The organism is Streptomyces himalayensis subsp. himalayensis, from assembly GCF_013778455.1.
GTDB lineage: Bacteria > Actinomycetota > Actinomycetes > Streptomycetales > Streptomycetaceae > Streptomyces > Streptomyces himalayensis.
The window spans coordinates 25,567-42,046 of record NZ_JACEHE010000003.1 but is presented as its reverse complement, the minus strand read 5'-3'; the positions used below and the strand labels follow the sequence as shown (position 1 = coordinate 42,046).

The 16,480-nt window shown below is 68.3% G+C and carries 11 protein-coding genes and 2 pseudogenes; 9 read left to right on the top strand and 4 right to left on the bottom strand.

Translation table 11 applies throughout. The features are described 5' to 3' along the window. The first annotated feature begins 9 nt into the window (after positions 1–9). The 5 genes and pseudogenes from H1D24_RS06645 (at position 10) to H1D24_RS06625 (ending at position 5,815) form a co-directional block, all read left to right on the top strand. The gene (locus H1D24_RS06645; RefSeq protein WP_181656456.1) at positions 10–675 is read left to right on the top strand and encodes a haloacid dehalogenase type II; all 666 of its coding nucleotides are present in this window, start codon (positions 10–12) and stop codon (positions 673–675) included. A gap of 48 nt (positions 676–723) precedes the next feature. Continuing rightward, positions 724–2,007 carry an NAD(P)/FAD-dependent oxidoreductase gene (locus H1D24_RS06640; protein WP_181656455.1) on the top strand — a complete coding sequence of 428 codons (1,284 nt, stop codon included), beginning with the start codon at positions 724–726 and terminating at the stop codon, positions 2,005–2,007. Between the two features lie 88 nt (positions 2,008–2,095). After that, on the top strand, positions 2,096–3,505 hold the full coding sequence (gene aspA, locus H1D24_RS06635; protein ID WP_181656454.1) for an aspartate ammonia-lyase: 1,410 nt from the start codon (positions 2,096–2,098) through the stop codon (positions 3,503–3,505). 96 nt (positions 3,506–3,601) lie between these two features. After that, positions 3,602–4,054: a cupin domain-containing protein gene (locus H1D24_RS06630; RefSeq protein ID WP_258563889.1), complete on the top strand. Its 453-nt coding sequence runs from the start codon at positions 3,602–3,604 to the stop codon at positions 4,052–4,054. A gap of 238 nt (positions 4,055–4,292) precedes the next feature. After that, positions 4,293–5,815: pseudogene (locus tag H1D24_RS06625) on the top strand (ABC transporter substrate-binding protein). 249 nt (positions 5,816–6,064) lie between these two features. On the opposite strand, the pseudogene H1D24_RS06620 reads toward H1D24_RS06625, so the two are convergent. After that, positions 6,065–6,277, bottom strand: a pseudogene (locus H1D24_RS06620) (hypothetical protein); the annotation flags it as partial. Positions 6,278–6,649: 372 nt separating this feature from the next. Here H1D24_RS06620 and H1D24_RS06615 point away from each other — a divergent pair. From H1D24_RS06615 to H1D24_RS06605, 3 genes are read left to right on the top strand one after another with little or no spacing between them, the layout of a single operon-like run. Continuing rightward, positions 6,650–8,314 carry an extracellular solute-binding protein gene (locus H1D24_RS06615; RefSeq protein ID WP_181656453.1) on the top strand — a complete coding sequence of 555 codons (1,665 nt, stop codon included), beginning with the start codon at positions 6,650–6,652 and terminating at the stop codon, positions 8,312–8,314. Continuing rightward, entirely contained in the window at positions 8,314–9,369 is a 1,056-nt protein-coding gene (locus H1D24_RS06610) for an ABC transporter permease (protein ID WP_181656452.1), read from the top strand. The genes H1D24_RS06615 and H1D24_RS06610 overlap by 1 nt, the downstream gene beginning before the upstream one ends. Then, on the top strand, positions 9,366–10,292 hold the full coding sequence (locus H1D24_RS06605; RefSeq protein ID WP_181656451.1) for a carbohydrate ABC transporter permease: 927 nt from the start codon (positions 9,366–9,368) through the stop codon (positions 10,290–10,292). Before H1D24_RS06610 ends, H1D24_RS06605 begins: the two co-directional genes overlap by 4 nt. Positions 10,293–10,639: 347 nt before the next feature. Here the strand turns inward: H1D24_RS06605 and H1D24_RS06600 are convergent, their stop codons facing one another. Further along, entirely contained in the window at positions 10,640–11,764 is a 1,125-nt protein-coding gene (locus H1D24_RS06600; RefSeq protein ID WP_181656450.1) for a glycoside hydrolase family 12 protein, read from the bottom strand. 295 nt (positions 11,765–12,059) lie between these two features. Here H1D24_RS06600 and H1D24_RS06595 point away from each other — a divergent pair, with 295 nt between their 5' ends. Continuing rightward, the gene (locus tag H1D24_RS06595; RefSeq protein ID WP_181656449.1) at positions 12,060–13,040 is read left to right on the top strand and encodes a LacI family DNA-binding transcriptional regulator; all 981 of its coding nucleotides are present in this window, start codon (positions 12,060–12,062) and stop codon (positions 13,038–13,040) included. A 68-nt stretch (positions 13,041–13,108) separates the two neighbouring features. Here H1D24_RS06595 and H1D24_RS06590 read toward each other — a convergent pair whose 3' ends face one another. Next, positions 13,109–14,863 carry a cellulase family glycosylhydrolase gene (locus H1D24_RS06590; protein WP_181656448.1) on the bottom strand — a complete coding sequence of 585 codons (1,755 nt, stop codon included), beginning with the start codon at positions 14,861–14,863 and terminating at the stop codon, positions 13,109–13,111. Positions 14,864–14,931: 68 nt separating this feature from the next. Next, a complete protein-coding gene (locus H1D24_RS06585; RefSeq protein ID WP_309484225.1) occupies positions 14,932–16,443 on the bottom strand; it encodes a glycoside hydrolase family 43 protein in 1,512 nt (503 codons plus the stop codon). Between the last annotated feature and the right edge of the window lie 37 nt (positions 16,444–16,480).

Here is a 16,480-nt window from a genome sequence, read left to right as displayed (position 1 = left end):
GCGAACACCATGCGAGAGATCGTCACCTTCGACGCCTATGCGACCCTGATCAACTTCGAGCTCGCCCCCACGACCCTGAAGGTCATCGAGGACCGGCTGGACCTGGACAACCTGGACGTCGACGAGTTCCTCGACGACTTCCGCGTCATGCGCTTCCAGGCCGTCCTGGAGGCCTACCGCCCCTACCACGAGATCCTGCACTCCAGCCTGCGCAACGCCATGCGCCTGCACGGCCTGGAGTACCGCGAGTCCGACGGTGACGCCCTCGTCGAGGCCGTCCCCACCTTCGGTCCCTTCCCGGAGGTCCCGGACGCGCTGCGCGCCCTGAAGACCAAGTACGAGATCGCCATCATCTCCAACACCGACGACAACCTGATCGCGCGGAACGTCGAGAACATCGGCGTCGAGTTCGACTACGTCATCACCGCCCAGCAGGCCGGCGCCTACAAGCCGGACCGCCAGACCTTCGAGCACGCCTTCAGGACCATGGGCGTCGAGCCGTCCCAGGTCATCCACACCGCCCAGGGCTGGGAGTACGACCACATCCCGACCCGCGACCTCGGCCTGAAGCGCCGCGTGTGGATCAACCGCTACGGCCGCCCCGGCAGCGCCGACTACCAGCCGTACGACGAGCTGCCCGACCTGTCGGGCCTGCCGCAGCTGCTCGGCTGCTGACCGACGGCGCACCGGCGAAACAGACCGAGAACACAGAGGACGCACGCCATGAAGCAGATCCCCTACTGGATGGACACAGCCCCCGCCCTGCCCGACCGTTCCGGGAAGGACCTGCCCGACGAGGCGGACGTGGTGGTGATCGGCGGCGGCCTCACCGGCTTGTCCACCGCTTACCACGCCGCCCGCAAGGGTGCCCGGGTCGTCCTCGTCGAGAAGGACCAGGTCGGCTCGGGCGCCTCCGGGCGCAACGGCAGCCACTGCAACCCCGGCATCACCATCAGCCCGGCCCAGGCCCGCAAGCGCTACGGGCAGGAGCGTGCTCGCGAGCTCTACGACGCGTTCCGCGACGCTGTGGACGTCGTCGAGGAGATTGCGGTCAGGGAGAAGATCGACTGCGACTTCCACCGTGCCGGGCGCCTCGGCGCGATCTGCAAGCCCCAGCACTTCGAGGGCCTGCAGGCCAAGCAGCGCGACCTGGCCGAGAACTTCGGGCACGAGACGGTCGTCCTGAGCAAGAGCGAGCTGCGCGCCGAGCTCGGCACGGACTACTACCACGGCGCCCTGCTCGACCCGCTCGGCGCAGCCATACACGTGGGCAAGTTCGTCGTCGGCCTGGCAGGCGCCGCCGAGCGTGCCGGCGCCGAGATCCACGAGCGCAACGCCGCCACCGGCCTCACCCGCCTCCCTGGCGGCGGCTTCTCGGTGGAGACCCTGCGCGGCACCATCCGTGCCAAGCAGGTGATGGCGGCGACGGATGCCTACACCGACCAGTCGATGCCGTGGTTCCGGAAGCGGCTGATCAACGTCGGCAGCTTCATCATCGTCACCGAGCCGCTGGGGGAGGCGCGGGCCAAGGAGCTCATCCCGAACGGCCGCCTGCTGGTCGCCCAGAAGAATGTCGGCAACTACGTCCGTCTCACCCCGGACAACCGCCTCGCCTTCGGCGGCCGGGCCCGCTTCGCCCCCTCCAACCCGGCCTCCGACGTCAAGAGTGGCGACATCCTCAAGCGGGAGATGACGGAGATCTTCCCGCAGCTGGCCGGGACGCGGATCGACTACGTCTGGGGCGGCATGGTCGGCTTCTCCTGGGACCGCATCCCGCACGCGGGTGACGTCAACGGCCTGTACTACTCCATGGGTTACTGCGGTCACGGCGTCCAGATGGCCACGTACATGGGCCGCGCGGTCGCCGAGATGATGGACGGCAAGCCCGAGGCCAACCCGATGCGCGGCTTCGGCTTCCCGAAGGTGCCCGTCCCCTTCTACAACGGCACCCCCTGGTTCCTGCCGTTCGGCGGCGCCTACTACAAGGCCAAGGACCGCCTGCTCTGAGCAGGTACCGACACTGGTGACGGAGGCCTTTCGCGCAGCGGCGCGGAAGGCCTCCCACCATGCCTCCCGAGAGAAGGCCTCCAGTCTCATGAACGCCGTCACCCGCATTGAGCACGACTTGCTCGGTGACCGGGAGGTTCCCGCCGACGCCCACTGGGGTGTGCACACCCTGCGCGCCACGGAGAACTTCCCCATCACCGGCACCCCTATCTCCGCGTACCCTCACCTGATCGACGCCCTGGCCGCGGTCAAGCAGGCCGCCGCCCTCGCGAATGAGGAACTGGGGCTGTTGGAACCGGCGAAGGCCGCCGCGATCGTCGAGGCCTGCCGCGAGGTCCGGGACGGAAAGCTGCACGACCAGTTCGTCGTCGACGTCATCCAGGGCGGCGCCGGCACCTCGACGAACATGAACGCCAACGAGGTGATCGCCAACCGGGCGCTGGAGCTGCTGGGACACGAGAAGGGTCAGTACGAGTACCTGCACCCCAACGAGGACGTCAACCTCGGCCAGTCCACCAACGACGTCTACCCGACCGCCGTCAAGGTGGCGACGGTATTCGCAGTGCGCGGTCTGCTCAGGGCCATGGCCGTCCTGCAGGACGCGTTCGCGGCCAAGGCCCTGGAGTTCCGCGATGTGCTGAAGATGGGCCGCACCCAGCTGCAGGACGCGGTGCCGATGACATTGGGTCAGGAGTTCTCGGCGTACGCGGTGATGCTGGACGAGGACCGCAGTCGGCTCGCCGAGGCCGTCGAGCTGGTCCACGAGATCAACCTGGGTGCCACGGCGATCGGCACCGGCCTCAACGCCCCCGCCGGATACGCCGAGTCGGCCCGCCGCCACCTCGCCGAGATCACCGGGCTGCCGCTGGTCACAGCCGCCAACCTGGTCGAAGCCACCCAGGACTGCGGCGCGTTCGTCCAGATGTCCGGCGTACTCAAGCGGATCGCCGTCAAGCTGTCCAAGAGCTGCAACGACCTGCGCCTGCTCTCCTCCGGCCCGCGCGCCGGGCTCGGCGAGATCAACCTGCCGCCGGTGCAGGCCGGTTCGTCCATCATGCCGGGCAAGGTCAACCCGGTGATCCCCGAGGTCGTCAACCAGGTCGCCTTCGAAGTGATTGGCAACGACGTCACCATCACCATGGCCGCCGAGGCCGGACAGCTACAGCTCAACGCCTTCGAGCCGATCATCCTGCACTCCCTGTCGGAGAGCATCACCCACCTTCGCGCGGCCTGCCTCACCCTCGCCGGGCGCTGCGTGGCCGGCATCACCGCCAACACCGAGGCGCTGCGCGCGAGCGTGGAGAACTCCATCGGCCTGGTCACCGCCCTCAACCCCCATATCGGCTACACCGCCGCCACCGACATCGCCAAGGAGGCCCTCGTCAGCGGTCGGGGCGTGGCCGAACTCGTCCTGGAGAAGGGGCTGCTGCCCGCCGAGACCCTCGCCGACCTGCTGCGCCCCGAGATCGTGGCCGGCAGGGGCCAGGCCCTGGCCTGACATGCCCGGCGCACCGGCGTACCGGCTCGGCAGGCAACGGGCGGCTTCGTTGGGACGGTGGGCCGTGCAGCGTGGGTGGTCAAGGCGTCCCCGCCGTTGATCGATCTGCAGCGCCACCAGGCCGGGCTCGATCCGATCGGGCTCATCGACCGGTGCCGCGGCTACTGGCTCCTCAAGCCCAGGAAAAGGAAAAACATGTCGCTCTTGAAGACCATCGACACCAATCCCTCATTCGCTCCGCGTGAGTCCGGCCCGCTCCCGGAACGCCTGATTTCCGGCCACCCCGCCTTCAAGACCTGGGCCCAGGACGTCGCCCGCGGGGATTCGATCCATACGGGCGTCTGGGAAGCGACGCCCGGCGAGACGCGCTCGATCAAGGGCGAGACTTTCGAATTCTGCCATATCCTCTCCGGCGCCGTCGAACTCACGCCGGAAGGTGGCGAACCGGTGGTCTACAAGGCAGGCGACAGCTTTGTCATGAAGCCGGGCTTCGTAGGTGTCTGGAAGACCATCGAAACCGTGCGCAAAATCTACGTGATCGTGATGTGATGCCGATGCCGCGCGACTCGGCCGTCTGCGAGACCTCTCGAGATGGCTGTCTGCCGGTCACGGAGCGCTCCCGAGCAGGGCGCCCGTTCTGTTCGGAGCTATAACCTCGGCTGTTCATGACGGCTCGCCAGTTGAACTGGCGGGCCGTTTCGGCCTGTTGATTTCACGCTTCCATCGTCCCTTCGTGCAATTGGTGCGCAAGGGGGCCTGACCATTTCTCCCGCACGACAGGAATCCCATGCATAGGACCTCCCGTGGTCTCTTCGCGGTGCTTGCTCTCACCCCGCTGCTGGCCGGCTGTTTCGTGTCCGGGGCGGGAAACTCGGGCACGGATGCCGAAGGCGCGTCGGCCGGGCGGCTGAGGGTCGCTCTCGCGATCCCACCTGTGCAGGCGCTGTCCCCGTACAGCAACGACGCCACCGTGCTGAGCAAGCTCTCCGTCGCCGAGGGCCTGACGGCGCTGGACAAGGACGGAGCCGCCGCGCCCGCGCTGGCGAAGTCCTGGACGCAAGTGAACGCCACCACCTGGACCTTCGAACTGCGCGAGGCCACCTTCCAGGACGCCACCGAGGTCACCGCCGAGTCCGTGGTCAACGCGCTCGACCACGCGGGCGCGGCAGAGCCCAAGCCCCGTGTCCTCAGCGATGTGACCCTGACCGCCAAGGCCGAGGACGCCGACACCGTCACCATCAGCACCAAGACCGCCGACCCCGTGCTCCCGCTCCGGCTCGCCAGCCCCGCCTTGGGCTCCTCTCCCCGAAGGCGTACGCGAAGGACGGCACCGTCAGCCCGGTCGGCACCGGAACGGGCCCCTTCGAGATCACGAAGCTCACCGGCAAGTCCAAGGCCACGCTCGACCGTTACGACGGGTACTGGGGCGGCAAGGCCAAGGCGTCCGGCATCGATGTGACCTGGATAGCCGACGGCACCGCCCGCGCCAACGCCCTGCGCGGCGGTGACGTGGACATCGCCGAGTGGATCCCCACCGCACAGGCGAAGCTGCTGGACGAGAAGACCCGTCACGAAGTGCCGTCCGTACGGACGGACAGCCTGATCCTCAACACCGGCAGCGGTCTGTTCACCGACCCGGCGCTGCGCGCGTCCGCCCGCGAGGCCGTGGACGGGGCCGCGCTCGTCGACTCGGTCTTCGGCGGGTACGCCGACCCCGCGCAGGGCCTGTTCGGGCCCGCCGTGTCCTGGGCGGCCGACAAGCGCGTGGACGTCACCGGCCGCACCAAGGCCGCGACCACCGCACAGGTCAGGTCCAGGACGAAGGGCAAGACCATGCGCCTGGCCGCCATCACCAACCGCGCGGAACTGCCCGAGGCCGCCACCGTCCTGCAACAGCAGCTGGAGAAGGCCGGATTCACCGTCAAGCAGGACGTACGCGAGTACACGCAGATGGAGGCCGACCTCCTCGCCGGCAAGTACGACGCCCTCGTCTTCTCCCGGGTGACGCTGCTCGACACGGGTGACGCGGTCGCGTACCTCGCGAGCGATTACAAGAGCGACGGCGTGTACAACATCGCCCGCCTGAAGGACCCCAAGGTGGACCAGGCCATCAAGTCCGCCGCCGAAGAAGGCGACACGACCAAGCGACAGCAGAAGATCATGTCGGCCGAGGCGGAGATCCTGCGCACCGACGCCGTCGTGCCGCTGGTCCACGAGAAGGTCGTCCAGGGCATCTCCACCGAGGTAGAGGGCGTGCTCCTCGATCCCCGCGAGCGCTCCCTGATCGACGTCGACACCCGCCTGAAGTAGCAGCTGATGAGCGTCATGTCGGTCGGTGCCGGTAGCCGTCGCCGCTGGTCAGTGCAACGGAAGTGGTGTCGACGCTGCCGGTGGTCCTCGCCGGACTGCTGACTGCGGTGCCGGCCCGTCCGCCTGAGGCGCCGCGCTCGCGGTCTGCCTGGTCGGCTGGACCCCCTACGCCGCCCAGGCCGCGGCGCTGCTCGAACAGGAATGGGCCAGCGGCCACTTGCTAGCGTCCATCTCCTTCGGCGCCGGCCCGAGGTCCGTGCTCCAGGTCGCGCCCAGGCCCACCGCCTGCAGGAAGACGGTGGCCGGACCCATCCAGGCCACGCCGCGCAGGGCCTCCTGGCCGGTGCGGAACGCGGCGACGCCGAGCCGCTCTACGGCGGGCGCGAACTGGTGCAGGAATCCGATCTTCTCGTCGCGGGTGAGCCGCGACAGAAGGTCGTCGATGCGCTTCGGGAAAGGCAGTTGCGGATCGCGGAAAGCTGGTGGTGCGTGCGGCGCATGTGGCGGACACGTCGGGTCCCCTTGAGGTGGAGCGGCGAGCGCTTTCGAAGCGCTTCGACGCGCATCAGACACCAGGGCAAGTGTCAAGAGATCAACACCGTCACATCAAGCAGGGTAGACGGAGAGACCCCTCCAGACATGGGAGGAATCTTGGAAGCGACCCTTGTGTGCCCATGGGTGTTCACTTAACCTCACAGCAACATCGAAGCGCTTCGACTGCGGATCGCGTCGCAGTGGTTGGATGTCTGCTTTCAACTCAGCCAGTTCCAGTCACGACACCGCAGCCGACGGCCCACCGTCGGGTGTCCAGGTGCGCCATGAAGGGTTGACGCAATGACGCCGAATGCCGCCTCCTCCGGACCGAGCCGGAGAAGCTTCCTCGCCTCCACGGCGGTCGCCACCGCAGCGGTGGCCGGGGGAATGCCGCTGCTCACCGCCTGCGGCGGTTCGGGCAGCGGGTCGCGAGAGGGCACCACGTCGGGCAAGGACGCCGACAAGCTGCTCCCGACGTACGTCGCCAGCAAGGTCGCCGATCCGGACATCCCGTCGAAGAACGGTTCGGCGGCTGGCTACACAGGCAAGGTCGACCTCGCGGCCCTCGGCACCTCAGTCCCGGACAAGCTCGGCACCGGCGCCCCCCTCAAGATCATGTCCCCGTTCTGGGGCACCCCGCCGAAGGCCGGGTGCGCCTACTACAAGGCGCTCGATGCGGCTGCGGGCACCAAGGTCACCTGGCAGAACCAGGACGGCATGACGTACGGCCAGAAGCTCGGCGCGATCCTCGCCTCCAGCTCGCTGCCCGACATGGTGGTCGTGCCCAGTTGGGAACTGACCGGCAACAAGATCGCGAGTGCGGTCACCGCGAAGTTCATGGACCTCGCTCCCTACCTGGCGGGCGACAAGGTCAAGAAGTACCCGAACCTGGCCGCGATACCGTCCGACGCCTGGCGGATGGGCATCTTCGGCGGTGCACTGCGCGGCATTCCGATGCCCGCCGCCCCGGCCAGCATGATCGTGCCCTACTACCGCAAGGACATCTTCGAGAAGAAGGGCTACTCGGCACCCAAGTCGGCCGGTGAGTTCCTCAGTTGGGCCAAGGACGCCACCAGCGCCAAGGCCAAGGTGTACGCCTGCGGTGACATCTCCTGGATCGCGGGCGCCATCTTCAGCGTCGCGCCCAACTGGAACATCGATGACGACGGCAAGCTGCGGTACAGCATCGAGCGTCCCGAGTATCTGGAATCCCTGGCGTGGGTCCGCAAGGTGTTCGACGCCGGCGTGGTCCACCCCGATGACAGGGCACGCACCGGCGACGTGGGCCAGCGGTTCACCGCCGGACAGGTCCTGGTCTGCACCAGCGACACGTCCTTCTGGTACGTCAAGGCCGCCGAACAGGCCCAGGCCAACCCGGAGTTCCAGATCGATGGCATGGACCTCTTCGGCGCCGACGGCGGCAACCCGACGACGTACGCGTCCGCGCCCGCCAACATCTGGTCGGTGATCCGCAAGGGCGCCTCCAAGGAAACGGTTGAGAACGCCCTGGCCGCCGCCAACTTCGCGGCCGCGCCCTACGGCACCAAGGAGCGGATGCTCGTCGACTACGGCGTCGAGGGCACCCACTACACGGTCAAGGGTGGCGCCCCGGTCAAGACCGACCAGGGCAACTCGGAGGTGATCAACGCCTGGTCGATGCTGGCGGCCCCGGCGCCCTACCTCGCCCACCCCGACATCCCCGATGTCGCCCGCGCGCAGGTCGAGTGGCAGCAGCGGATGGGTGCCTTCATGAAGAAGACCTCCACGTACGGCATGAACATCATCGAGCCGGCCCGCTACGCCAACCTCTCCAGCCAGCTCGAGCAGCTGCAGATCGACTACGTGCGCGGCAACAAGAAGATGTCCGACGTGCAGGCCTTCATCGCCAACTGGAAGTCCTCAGGCGGTGACAAGCTGCGCGACTGGTACAAGGAGCTCCTCGACAAGAACGGCAGTGGCAACTGATGTCTCTCACCACCGGGAGCAGGCCGGACGGGACCCGTCCCCCCGCGGCCGTCGAGGAACCGACGGCCGCGGTCGCCGCCGCGGAGGCGACGAAGGCGCGGGCGTCGCGCGGGACGGGCAAGGCCGGCAAGGTCCCGCTCCGGGTCCGGTGGCACCGCGACCGCGCGCTTATCCTGATGACGCTGCCCCTCGTCGCGCTGCTGCTGGTCTTCCACTACGTCCCGCTGCTCGGCAACGTCATCGCCTTCCAGGAGTACGACCCGTACGCCGCCGGCAACGGGATCACGGCGATCTTCCACAGCCCGTGGGTCGGCCTGGAGCAGGTCGTGCGGATGGTCGAGGACCCGCTGTTCTGGGATGCCACGCAGAACACCCTCCTCCTGTTCGTGATCCAGCTCGTGCTGTTCTTCCCCGTTCCCATCGCCCTCGCGCTGCTCATCAACAGCGTGATCCGGCCCCGGGTGAGGGCCGTGGCGCAGGCGATCATGTACCTGCCCCACTTCTTCTCCTGGGTCCTCGTGATCACCGTCTTCCAGCAGATCTTCGGCGGCGCGGGCATCATCGCCCAGACCCTGGAGAACCACGGCTGGAGCGGCTTCGACCTGATGACCAACGCGGACCTGTTCAAGTGGCTGGTCACCGCGGAGGCCGTGTGGAAGGACGCCGGCTGGGGGATCATCGTCTTCCTCGCCGCGCTGTCCGCCGTCAGCACCGACCTGTACGAGGCCGCCGCCATGGACGGCGCCGGCCGCTGGCGCCGCATGTGGCACGTGACGCTGCCCGCACTGCGCCCGGTGATCGCGCTCCTGCTGGTCCTGCGGGTGGGCGACGCGCTGAGCGTCGGCTTCGAGCAGTTCCTGCTCCAGCGGGACGCGGTCGGGGCGGGGGTCAGCGAGGTCCTCGACACGTACGTGTGGAACATGGGAATCCAGAACGGGGACTTCAGTTACGCGGCCGCGGTCGGCCTCGTCAAGGGTCTCATCGGCGTCGCTCTCGTCCTGGGCGCGAACAAGTTCGCGCACCTCCTGGGCGAGCAGGGGGTGTACAAGAAGTGAGTCTCAACACCACGCTCATCCGCAGCCTCAAGGCGCCGCCCCGCCCGGTGTGGGAGGAGCCGCCCAGCAAGACCGGACTCACCGCGAAGGGCGGCGTGCTGCTCCTGTGCTGTCTGGGCGTACTTGGTCCGCTGTGGATCGTCATCGTCACCAGCCTCTCCCCGAAACCGGTGATCGACCAGGTCGGCGGCCTCGTCGTGATCCCTCGAGGCATCACCTTCATCAACTACACGGAACTTCTCAGCGGCGGACAGGTCAGCCGGGCGATCATGGTCTCGGTCGGGGTCACCCTCTTCGGCACCCTGTTCTCCATGGCGGTCTCGGTCCTCGGCGCCTACGGCCTTTCCCGGCCGGGGAGCCTCGGGCACCGGTACTTCCTGATGATCATCATGGCCACCATGTTCTTCGGGGCCGGCCTCATCCCGACGTACCTGCTCGTCCAGGCCCTCGGCCTCACCGACACCTATCTGTCGCTCATCCTGCCGAGCGCGGTCAGCGTCTTCAACGTCCTGGTCCTGCGGGCCTTCTTCATGGGGATCTCCCCCGAACTCACCGAGTCCGCCCGCATCGACGGGGCCAGCGACCTGCGCATCCTGCTGACCATCATCATGCCGCTGTCGCGGGCGGTCCTCGCCGTCATCTCCCTGTTCTACGCGGTCGGTTACTGGAGTGCCTGGTTCAACGCCTCCATCTACCTCTCCGACCAGGAGATGATGCCGCTGCAGAACGTGCTCATCCAGCTGGTCCAGAAGAACACCAAGGCGCCGACCGGCCTCCAGCAGGCGGTCCGTACCGGCGAACTCTCCAGCCTGGGACTGCAGATGGCCGTCATGGTCCTCGCGCTGATCCCCGTCGCGGTCGCCTCCCCCTTCGTCCAGCGGCACTTCAAGAAGGGCATGCTCACCGGAGCTATCAAGGGCTGAACCCCTTTGGTCCGAGTCCCGCCGCAGTGCCTTCCGTCGTACGCCGTCCGCGGCTCCGCCTGCCTGGTCCCGCAGCCGGTTCCGCGGACTCGCACGGTCCGTGTCGAAGTCAGGACTGGCTTCGTGTGGCCTCTGGTCGAACATCGGCTGGAGCGTGGAAGCGATGCCCGTGGCCGCCGTGAGTCCCGACGGCCACGGGCAGGCAGCGCCTCGTGCGGCGGGCGCATCAGTCGAGCGCCTCGACGGGGGCGCGTGTTGTGGGTTCTTGTCGCCGTCAGCGGCAGGGCTTTCGCCGTGGACGGCCGTCATGACGCCGGGCGGCACGCGGGAGTCCGGCGCCGGTCACGTCACGTCCTGGTGCACGCGGTCCCGTTCAGGCTGAACCCGCCCGGCGCGGCGAAGGTGCCGCTGTAGGTGCCCTGGAACCCGAACGTCTGGCTGCCGCCGGGGGCGATGCTCGCGCTGTGTGTCAGGCCGCTCGCCGTGACGGATCCCGAGGACGGGGAGACGGAGGCGTTCCAGGCGTTGGTGATGTGCTGGCCGGCGGGCAGTGTGAGGGCGAGGCGCCAGCCGTCGACGGGTGCCGAACCGGTGTTGGCGACGGTGACGTTCGCGGTGAAGCCTCCCTGCCACACATTCGTGGTGTACGACACCTCGCAGGTCGTGGCGTCGCCCGGGCCGCCCTCTCCACCACCCGTGTTGACGGTCGACGAGAACGAGTTCACGGTCAGCCCGGTGCCGTTCTGCCAGGGTTCGAAGCCGGCCTGAACGCTGGTCAGGTACCAGCTGCTCTGTGCCAGTCCGCGGGCCACGGCCTGCCGGACGAAGTCCATCACGTCGAAGCTCCAGCTGCCGATCGCCGACGGGGCGACGAAGGACAGCACGTCGTTGGAGCCATTGCTGCCCGACCACACCTGCCAGGTGCGTCCGCCGACGCTGGCCGTGCCGACCTGGGTGCCGATGGGCTGGATCGGACCCACCGTGTTGAACCAGATCATGATCTCGGTCCGGTTCACGCCGTCGGTGCGGGGCGTCGGGTCCAGCCAGATGTCGTACGAGGCGTTGTACACGGCGTCGCCGACGTAGCCGTACGAGATGCTGCTCGGCGCGCTGGAGATGCCGGATAGCTGCGCGGGGAGGTTGGTCCCCGGCGAGCAGTTGGTGTAGTGGCAGCCGTTGAAGAGGGACGGGTACGACTTCGGCGCGCCGTTGGTGGGCACGGAACCGTCGGCCCGGGTGAGCCGGAAGCCGGTGTCGGTGGCGGTGACGCACTGGGGCTCGTCGGTGCCCCAGCGGTTGTTCTGGACCACGTATCGCCCCTGGACGACCGCCGAGCCGAACTGTTCACAGACCGTGGTGTCGGCCTGGGCCATCGGTGTGGCGGCGAGGAGCGCCGCGACGGTGGCGAGCGCGGTGACGAGCGCGCCCCATGTGCCGCGCACGGTGCGGGGAAGGTGCTGTAACGGTCGCATACGGAACCTCTTTCGGAGGTACGGCCAGAGGGGGGTGTGTTGTGGGGGCTCCCGCCTCCCCAGGGTTGGGAGCGCTCCCATATGCTGTTCCTGACGGACTGTAGGACGCTTGCATGTCCATGACAAGCCTGCGCGCGTCGGAGCTGTGTCCCACGCACTGTGTTGCTTCCTCTGCCGGCTGCGAGAATGGTGGCGGCAGCAGGCGAGGGGATGGGGAAAGGCGACCGTGCCGGACAACCGAACGGAAAGACCTTCGACGGAGGACCACGGTGAGCGCGGCGGGGGACCCGCATCGGTGACGATCGCCTACATCGCGGAGTCCGCGGGCGTCTCCGTGCCCACCGTGTCGAAGGTGCTCAACGGCCGGTCGGGGGTGTCGGACGAGACCCGGGCCCGCGTCGAGGAACTGATCCATCAGTACGGTTACCGCAAGCCCCCGAAGAGCCGGAGCAACCTTGTGGAGCTCGTGTTCCGCGAGCTGGAGAGCATGTGGGCCGTGGAGATCATCCGCGGTGTCGAGCGCGTGGCCCGCAGGAACCGGATCGGTGTGCTGGTGTCGGAGTTCGGTCTCCATGACACGGTGGGCATGACCATGGACGACACGGTCGGCCGGCGCCCTCGATGTGTCCTGTCGGTCGCGCAGCTCTCGGAAGCCGAGCGGGACCAACTGGCGGCGAAGGGCATCCCGTTCGTCGTCTTCGACCCGATCGACGAGCTGCCCGACGACGTTCCGTTCGTGGGTGCCACGAACTGGAGGGGCGGTCAGGCGGCGACCCGGCATCTGGTCGACCTGGGGCACCGGCGCATCGCCATGATCAGCGGACCTGACCACTCCTTCTGCCTCGCACGGCTGTCCGGCTACTATTCCGCTCTCGCGGAGGCCGGACTGCCGATGGAACCCGGCCTGGTGGTGAAGACCCAGCTCACGCGCGAGCACGGGTACGCTGCGGCGCGGAGGCTGCTCACCGGCCCTGATCGCCCCACTGCCGTGTTCACCGCCAACGACATGCAGGCGCTCGGTGTCTACCAGGCCGCGCGCGAGCTTGGCCTGCGCATCCCTCACGATCTCAGCGTGGTGGGTTTCGACGACGTACCGGCCGTGGCCTGGATGGATCCGCCCTTGACCACGGTCCATCAGCCGCTGGCCGAGATGGCGGCGGCCGCCACCGAGCTGGCTCTGGCGCTCGGCCGCGGCGAGGAAGTGCCGCAGGTGGGACTGGAGATCGCGACCACCCTCACCGTCCGGGAGAGCACGGCTCCGCCGAAGGAGGAGTGAGGGAGCCTGGGGACACGCGTGCCCTGGTTGCCGGGGAGGGCAACCAGGGCGAGGGGCCGGTCAGTCGGTCAGGAGGCTGTGCCGGTGACCGAGCTGCCGGACTTCGTGACGTGGTACGTGACGGTGCTGCCGCTGTAGAAGTGGAAGACCAGCGCCGCCGGTTCCCCATCGCGGAGCCTCTTGAGGAACTCGGGGGTCAGGATTATCGTGCCGTTCGGGTAGTCCGGCGAGAAGGCCTTGTTGAACTCCTGGTACGGGGTCCAGTCGGTCGGGCCGGCGTTGGTGCCGTCGGCGTACGTGGCGTGCATGGTCGCCAGGTCGTTGCCCCGGTACTGGGTGGGAACGGCGAACGACTCGGTGGTGCCGGTGGCGTTCGACAGCACCGGAACGTCGTTGGTGACAATGTCGATGTTCCAGGGCAGCCCACTGGAGAACCGGGCCTGGAGCGTCGCGTTGACGCCGTACTCGCGGTTGCCGACCAGGCGGGTCAGCGCCGTGGCGGTGAAGGTCAGCTGGTTGCCGGAGACGGTGTAGTCCCGTCCCGCGGCCAGCTTGGTGTCGCCCTGCCACACCCCTCGGAAGCTGGTGCCGTTGAGGTTCAGGGTGAGCGACTTGGCGGTGACCGGGCTGGACTTCGGCACGAAGACCTTGTCGAAGGATGCCGTGCCCGAGCGGGTGGTCCAGCTCGACTTGATCCAGGCGAACAGGGCCAGGTCACGCCACTGGAGGGTTTCGCGGTTCAGGTACGAGAACGGGTCCCACAGGGCGGTGGTGATGCCGTACTTGCGCGCCGCGTAGCCGACATGCTCGTAGTACTTCAGCGCCTCGCCCCGCTCGACGCGGGAGGGGTGGAAGTGATTGGGGTACTCGAGCAGACCGTACTCGCCGATGTAGAGCGGGATGCCCTTGGCGACGAAGGTGTTGTGCATGTTGGTGAAGGTGTCGTCCAGGTGCTTCTGCGCGGTGGCGTCGTAGTGGGTGCCGCCCGCGACGTTCACGCTGAACGGGTACCAGCTGTAGAAGTGCACCTGCGCCATGAGCTGACTGTCGTTCAGCCCGGTGATCGTGGTGTACAGGTCGTCCATGAAGGCCGGGTCGGGGCTGCCGGCCGGCGTGGTCAGGCTCAGCAGGCGGTTCGCGTTCGCGCCGCCCGAGGCGCGGACCACGGAGTGGAACGAGGTCTGCAGCTCCCTCAGGTACTGGAACTTCTGCGCATCCGTGGCGCCGGCGAAGCTCGGCTCGTTGATGCCCTCGAAGATCAGGCTGCGCGGCTCGTCACGGAAGGTCGTGGCGATCTGGGACCAGGTGGAGTTGAACCGGGCCAACACGTTGTCGTGGTCGCTCGTGATCTTCTCGACCCACTGCCACGAGTCGTGGTGGACGTTGAGCACGACGTACAGTCTGCTGTCCTGCGCCCAGTCGACGAGCTGCTTGACGCGGGCCATGTAGGTGGCGTCGATGGTGTACGGCGCGGTGGCGGACTGGTGGGCGCTCCAGGTCACCGGGATGCGGACGCTGCGGAACCCGTCCGCGGCGATTTTCTCGAACGTCGCCTTGGTGGTCTGCCCGTTGCCCCAGGAATCCTCGTTGGGAATGGCGTCCAGCGTGTTGCCCAGGTTCCAGCTGGGCTGCATCGCAGCGACGGCGTCCATGGCGGAAGCCGGAACACTGACCGCCGACGGTGACGCCTTCTTCGTACCGTCGGGCGCGCCCAGCGCGGTGCCGCCGGTCAGCCCTAACATGACGGCCAGCGTCAGCAGCAGGGCGGCCAGGCGGCCTTGGCCTCGTCTGCGGTGGTGTGCGGGTTGCCGTATGTGCTTCATGTGTCATGCCTTTCGGTCGGTCGTACGGGTGATCCGATCCGGTTCCGGGCCGGACCGCTGAGGCTGGTTCAGCCGTCGAGGGGCTCGTAGTCGAACCAGTCGAAGTGGACGGTGCCTGCGGTGGCGTACATGCCGATGACCCGGCCCGTGAAGCCGCCGGCGACCTCGGTCGACAGGTAGCGGCCGTCAAGGGTCGCGAGCTCGGTCAGCGTGCCGTCGGGCTGCTCGACGCCGAGGGAGACGACGTCGGGTCCGGTGCACGGTCCATGCGGAGGCGGCGGGTCCGTGATCGTGACGGCGAGGACCACCGGCCCGGCGGGCACGGACCGCGTGGCCACGACCGTCCGCAACGAGCCGATGCGCGCGGTCACTTGGACCTGCATGCCGGATGCCTCGATCTCGTAGTGATGCCGCTCGTCCAGCCGGACGGCGAGCCCGCCCCGCCCCTGCCCGGCATCGACAAGGGTGCGTGCCCGGCAGGCGAGGTGCTGCTGGCGCCGGCCGGTGAACACCGCGTCGGGTTCGTCCAGGGAGCCGCCCCGCGCACGGAGCGTCAGCCATCCGGGGCGCTCCTTGGTGGTGCAGAGCTCGGCGGGGCGGTCCCGCACGGAGATCCAGGCCGGCCCGAGTTCGCTGAGCTCGAAGTCGTCGCGCTGTTCCTCGGCGGGAGCGGGGGAGAGCGGCCAGGGGAGTTCGGACAGGTCCAAGGTGACCTCGCCGACGACCGGCCAGCCGTCCACCCAGGTCACCGGCGCCAGGAAGGTCTCCCGGCCGAGCACGTGCCAGCCGGGGGTGCCGCCGCGCGGCCGTACGCCGAGGAAGACCATCCACCAGGAGCCGTCGGGCGCCTGGACCAGGTCCGCGTGCCCGGTGTTCTGCACGGGGTGGTCGGTGCCGCGGTGCGTGAGGATCGGGTTGGCCGGGCACGGCTCGAACGGGCCCTGGGGCGTGCTGCCGCGGGCGACCGAGACACCGTGGCCGCGCTCAGTGCCGCCCTCGGCGATGAGCAGGTACCAGTAGTCGCCGACCCGGTACAGGTGCGGCGCCTCCGGGGCCTTGGCGCCGGGCCCGCCGGACCAGAGCTTGTGCGGTGTTCCGTACGTCTGCCCGGTGGACGGGTCGATCCGGACCTGCGATACCCCGGCGACCGTGCACCAGCAGGTGCCGTCCTCGTCCCAGACCAGGTCGGGATCGATCCCGGGGACACCCGGCGCCCAGATGGGGTCCGACCACGGCCCTGCGGGGTCGGTGGCCGTGACGATCAGATTGCCGCCGCCCTCGCTGCAGTTGGTGACGATCAGCCAGAAGCGGCCGTCGTGGTGGCGCAGCGTGGGCGCGTAGATCCCCCCGGAGGACCACGCCTCCGACAGCCGCAGTTGTTCCGGCCGGTCCAGGGCATTGCCGATCTGCGTCCAGTGCACCAGGTCACGGCTGTGGAAGAGGGGGACCCCGGGGAAGTACTCGAAGCTGGAGCAGGCCAGGTAGTAGTCGTCGCCGACGCGGCAGATGCTGGGGTCGGGGTGGAAGCCGGGGATGACGGGGTTGGTGAAGCGGTTGTCCGGCTGGGGCAGAGGGGGCACCCGATGGGTCCTCTCGTCGATTCGTGATGCGGGCGTG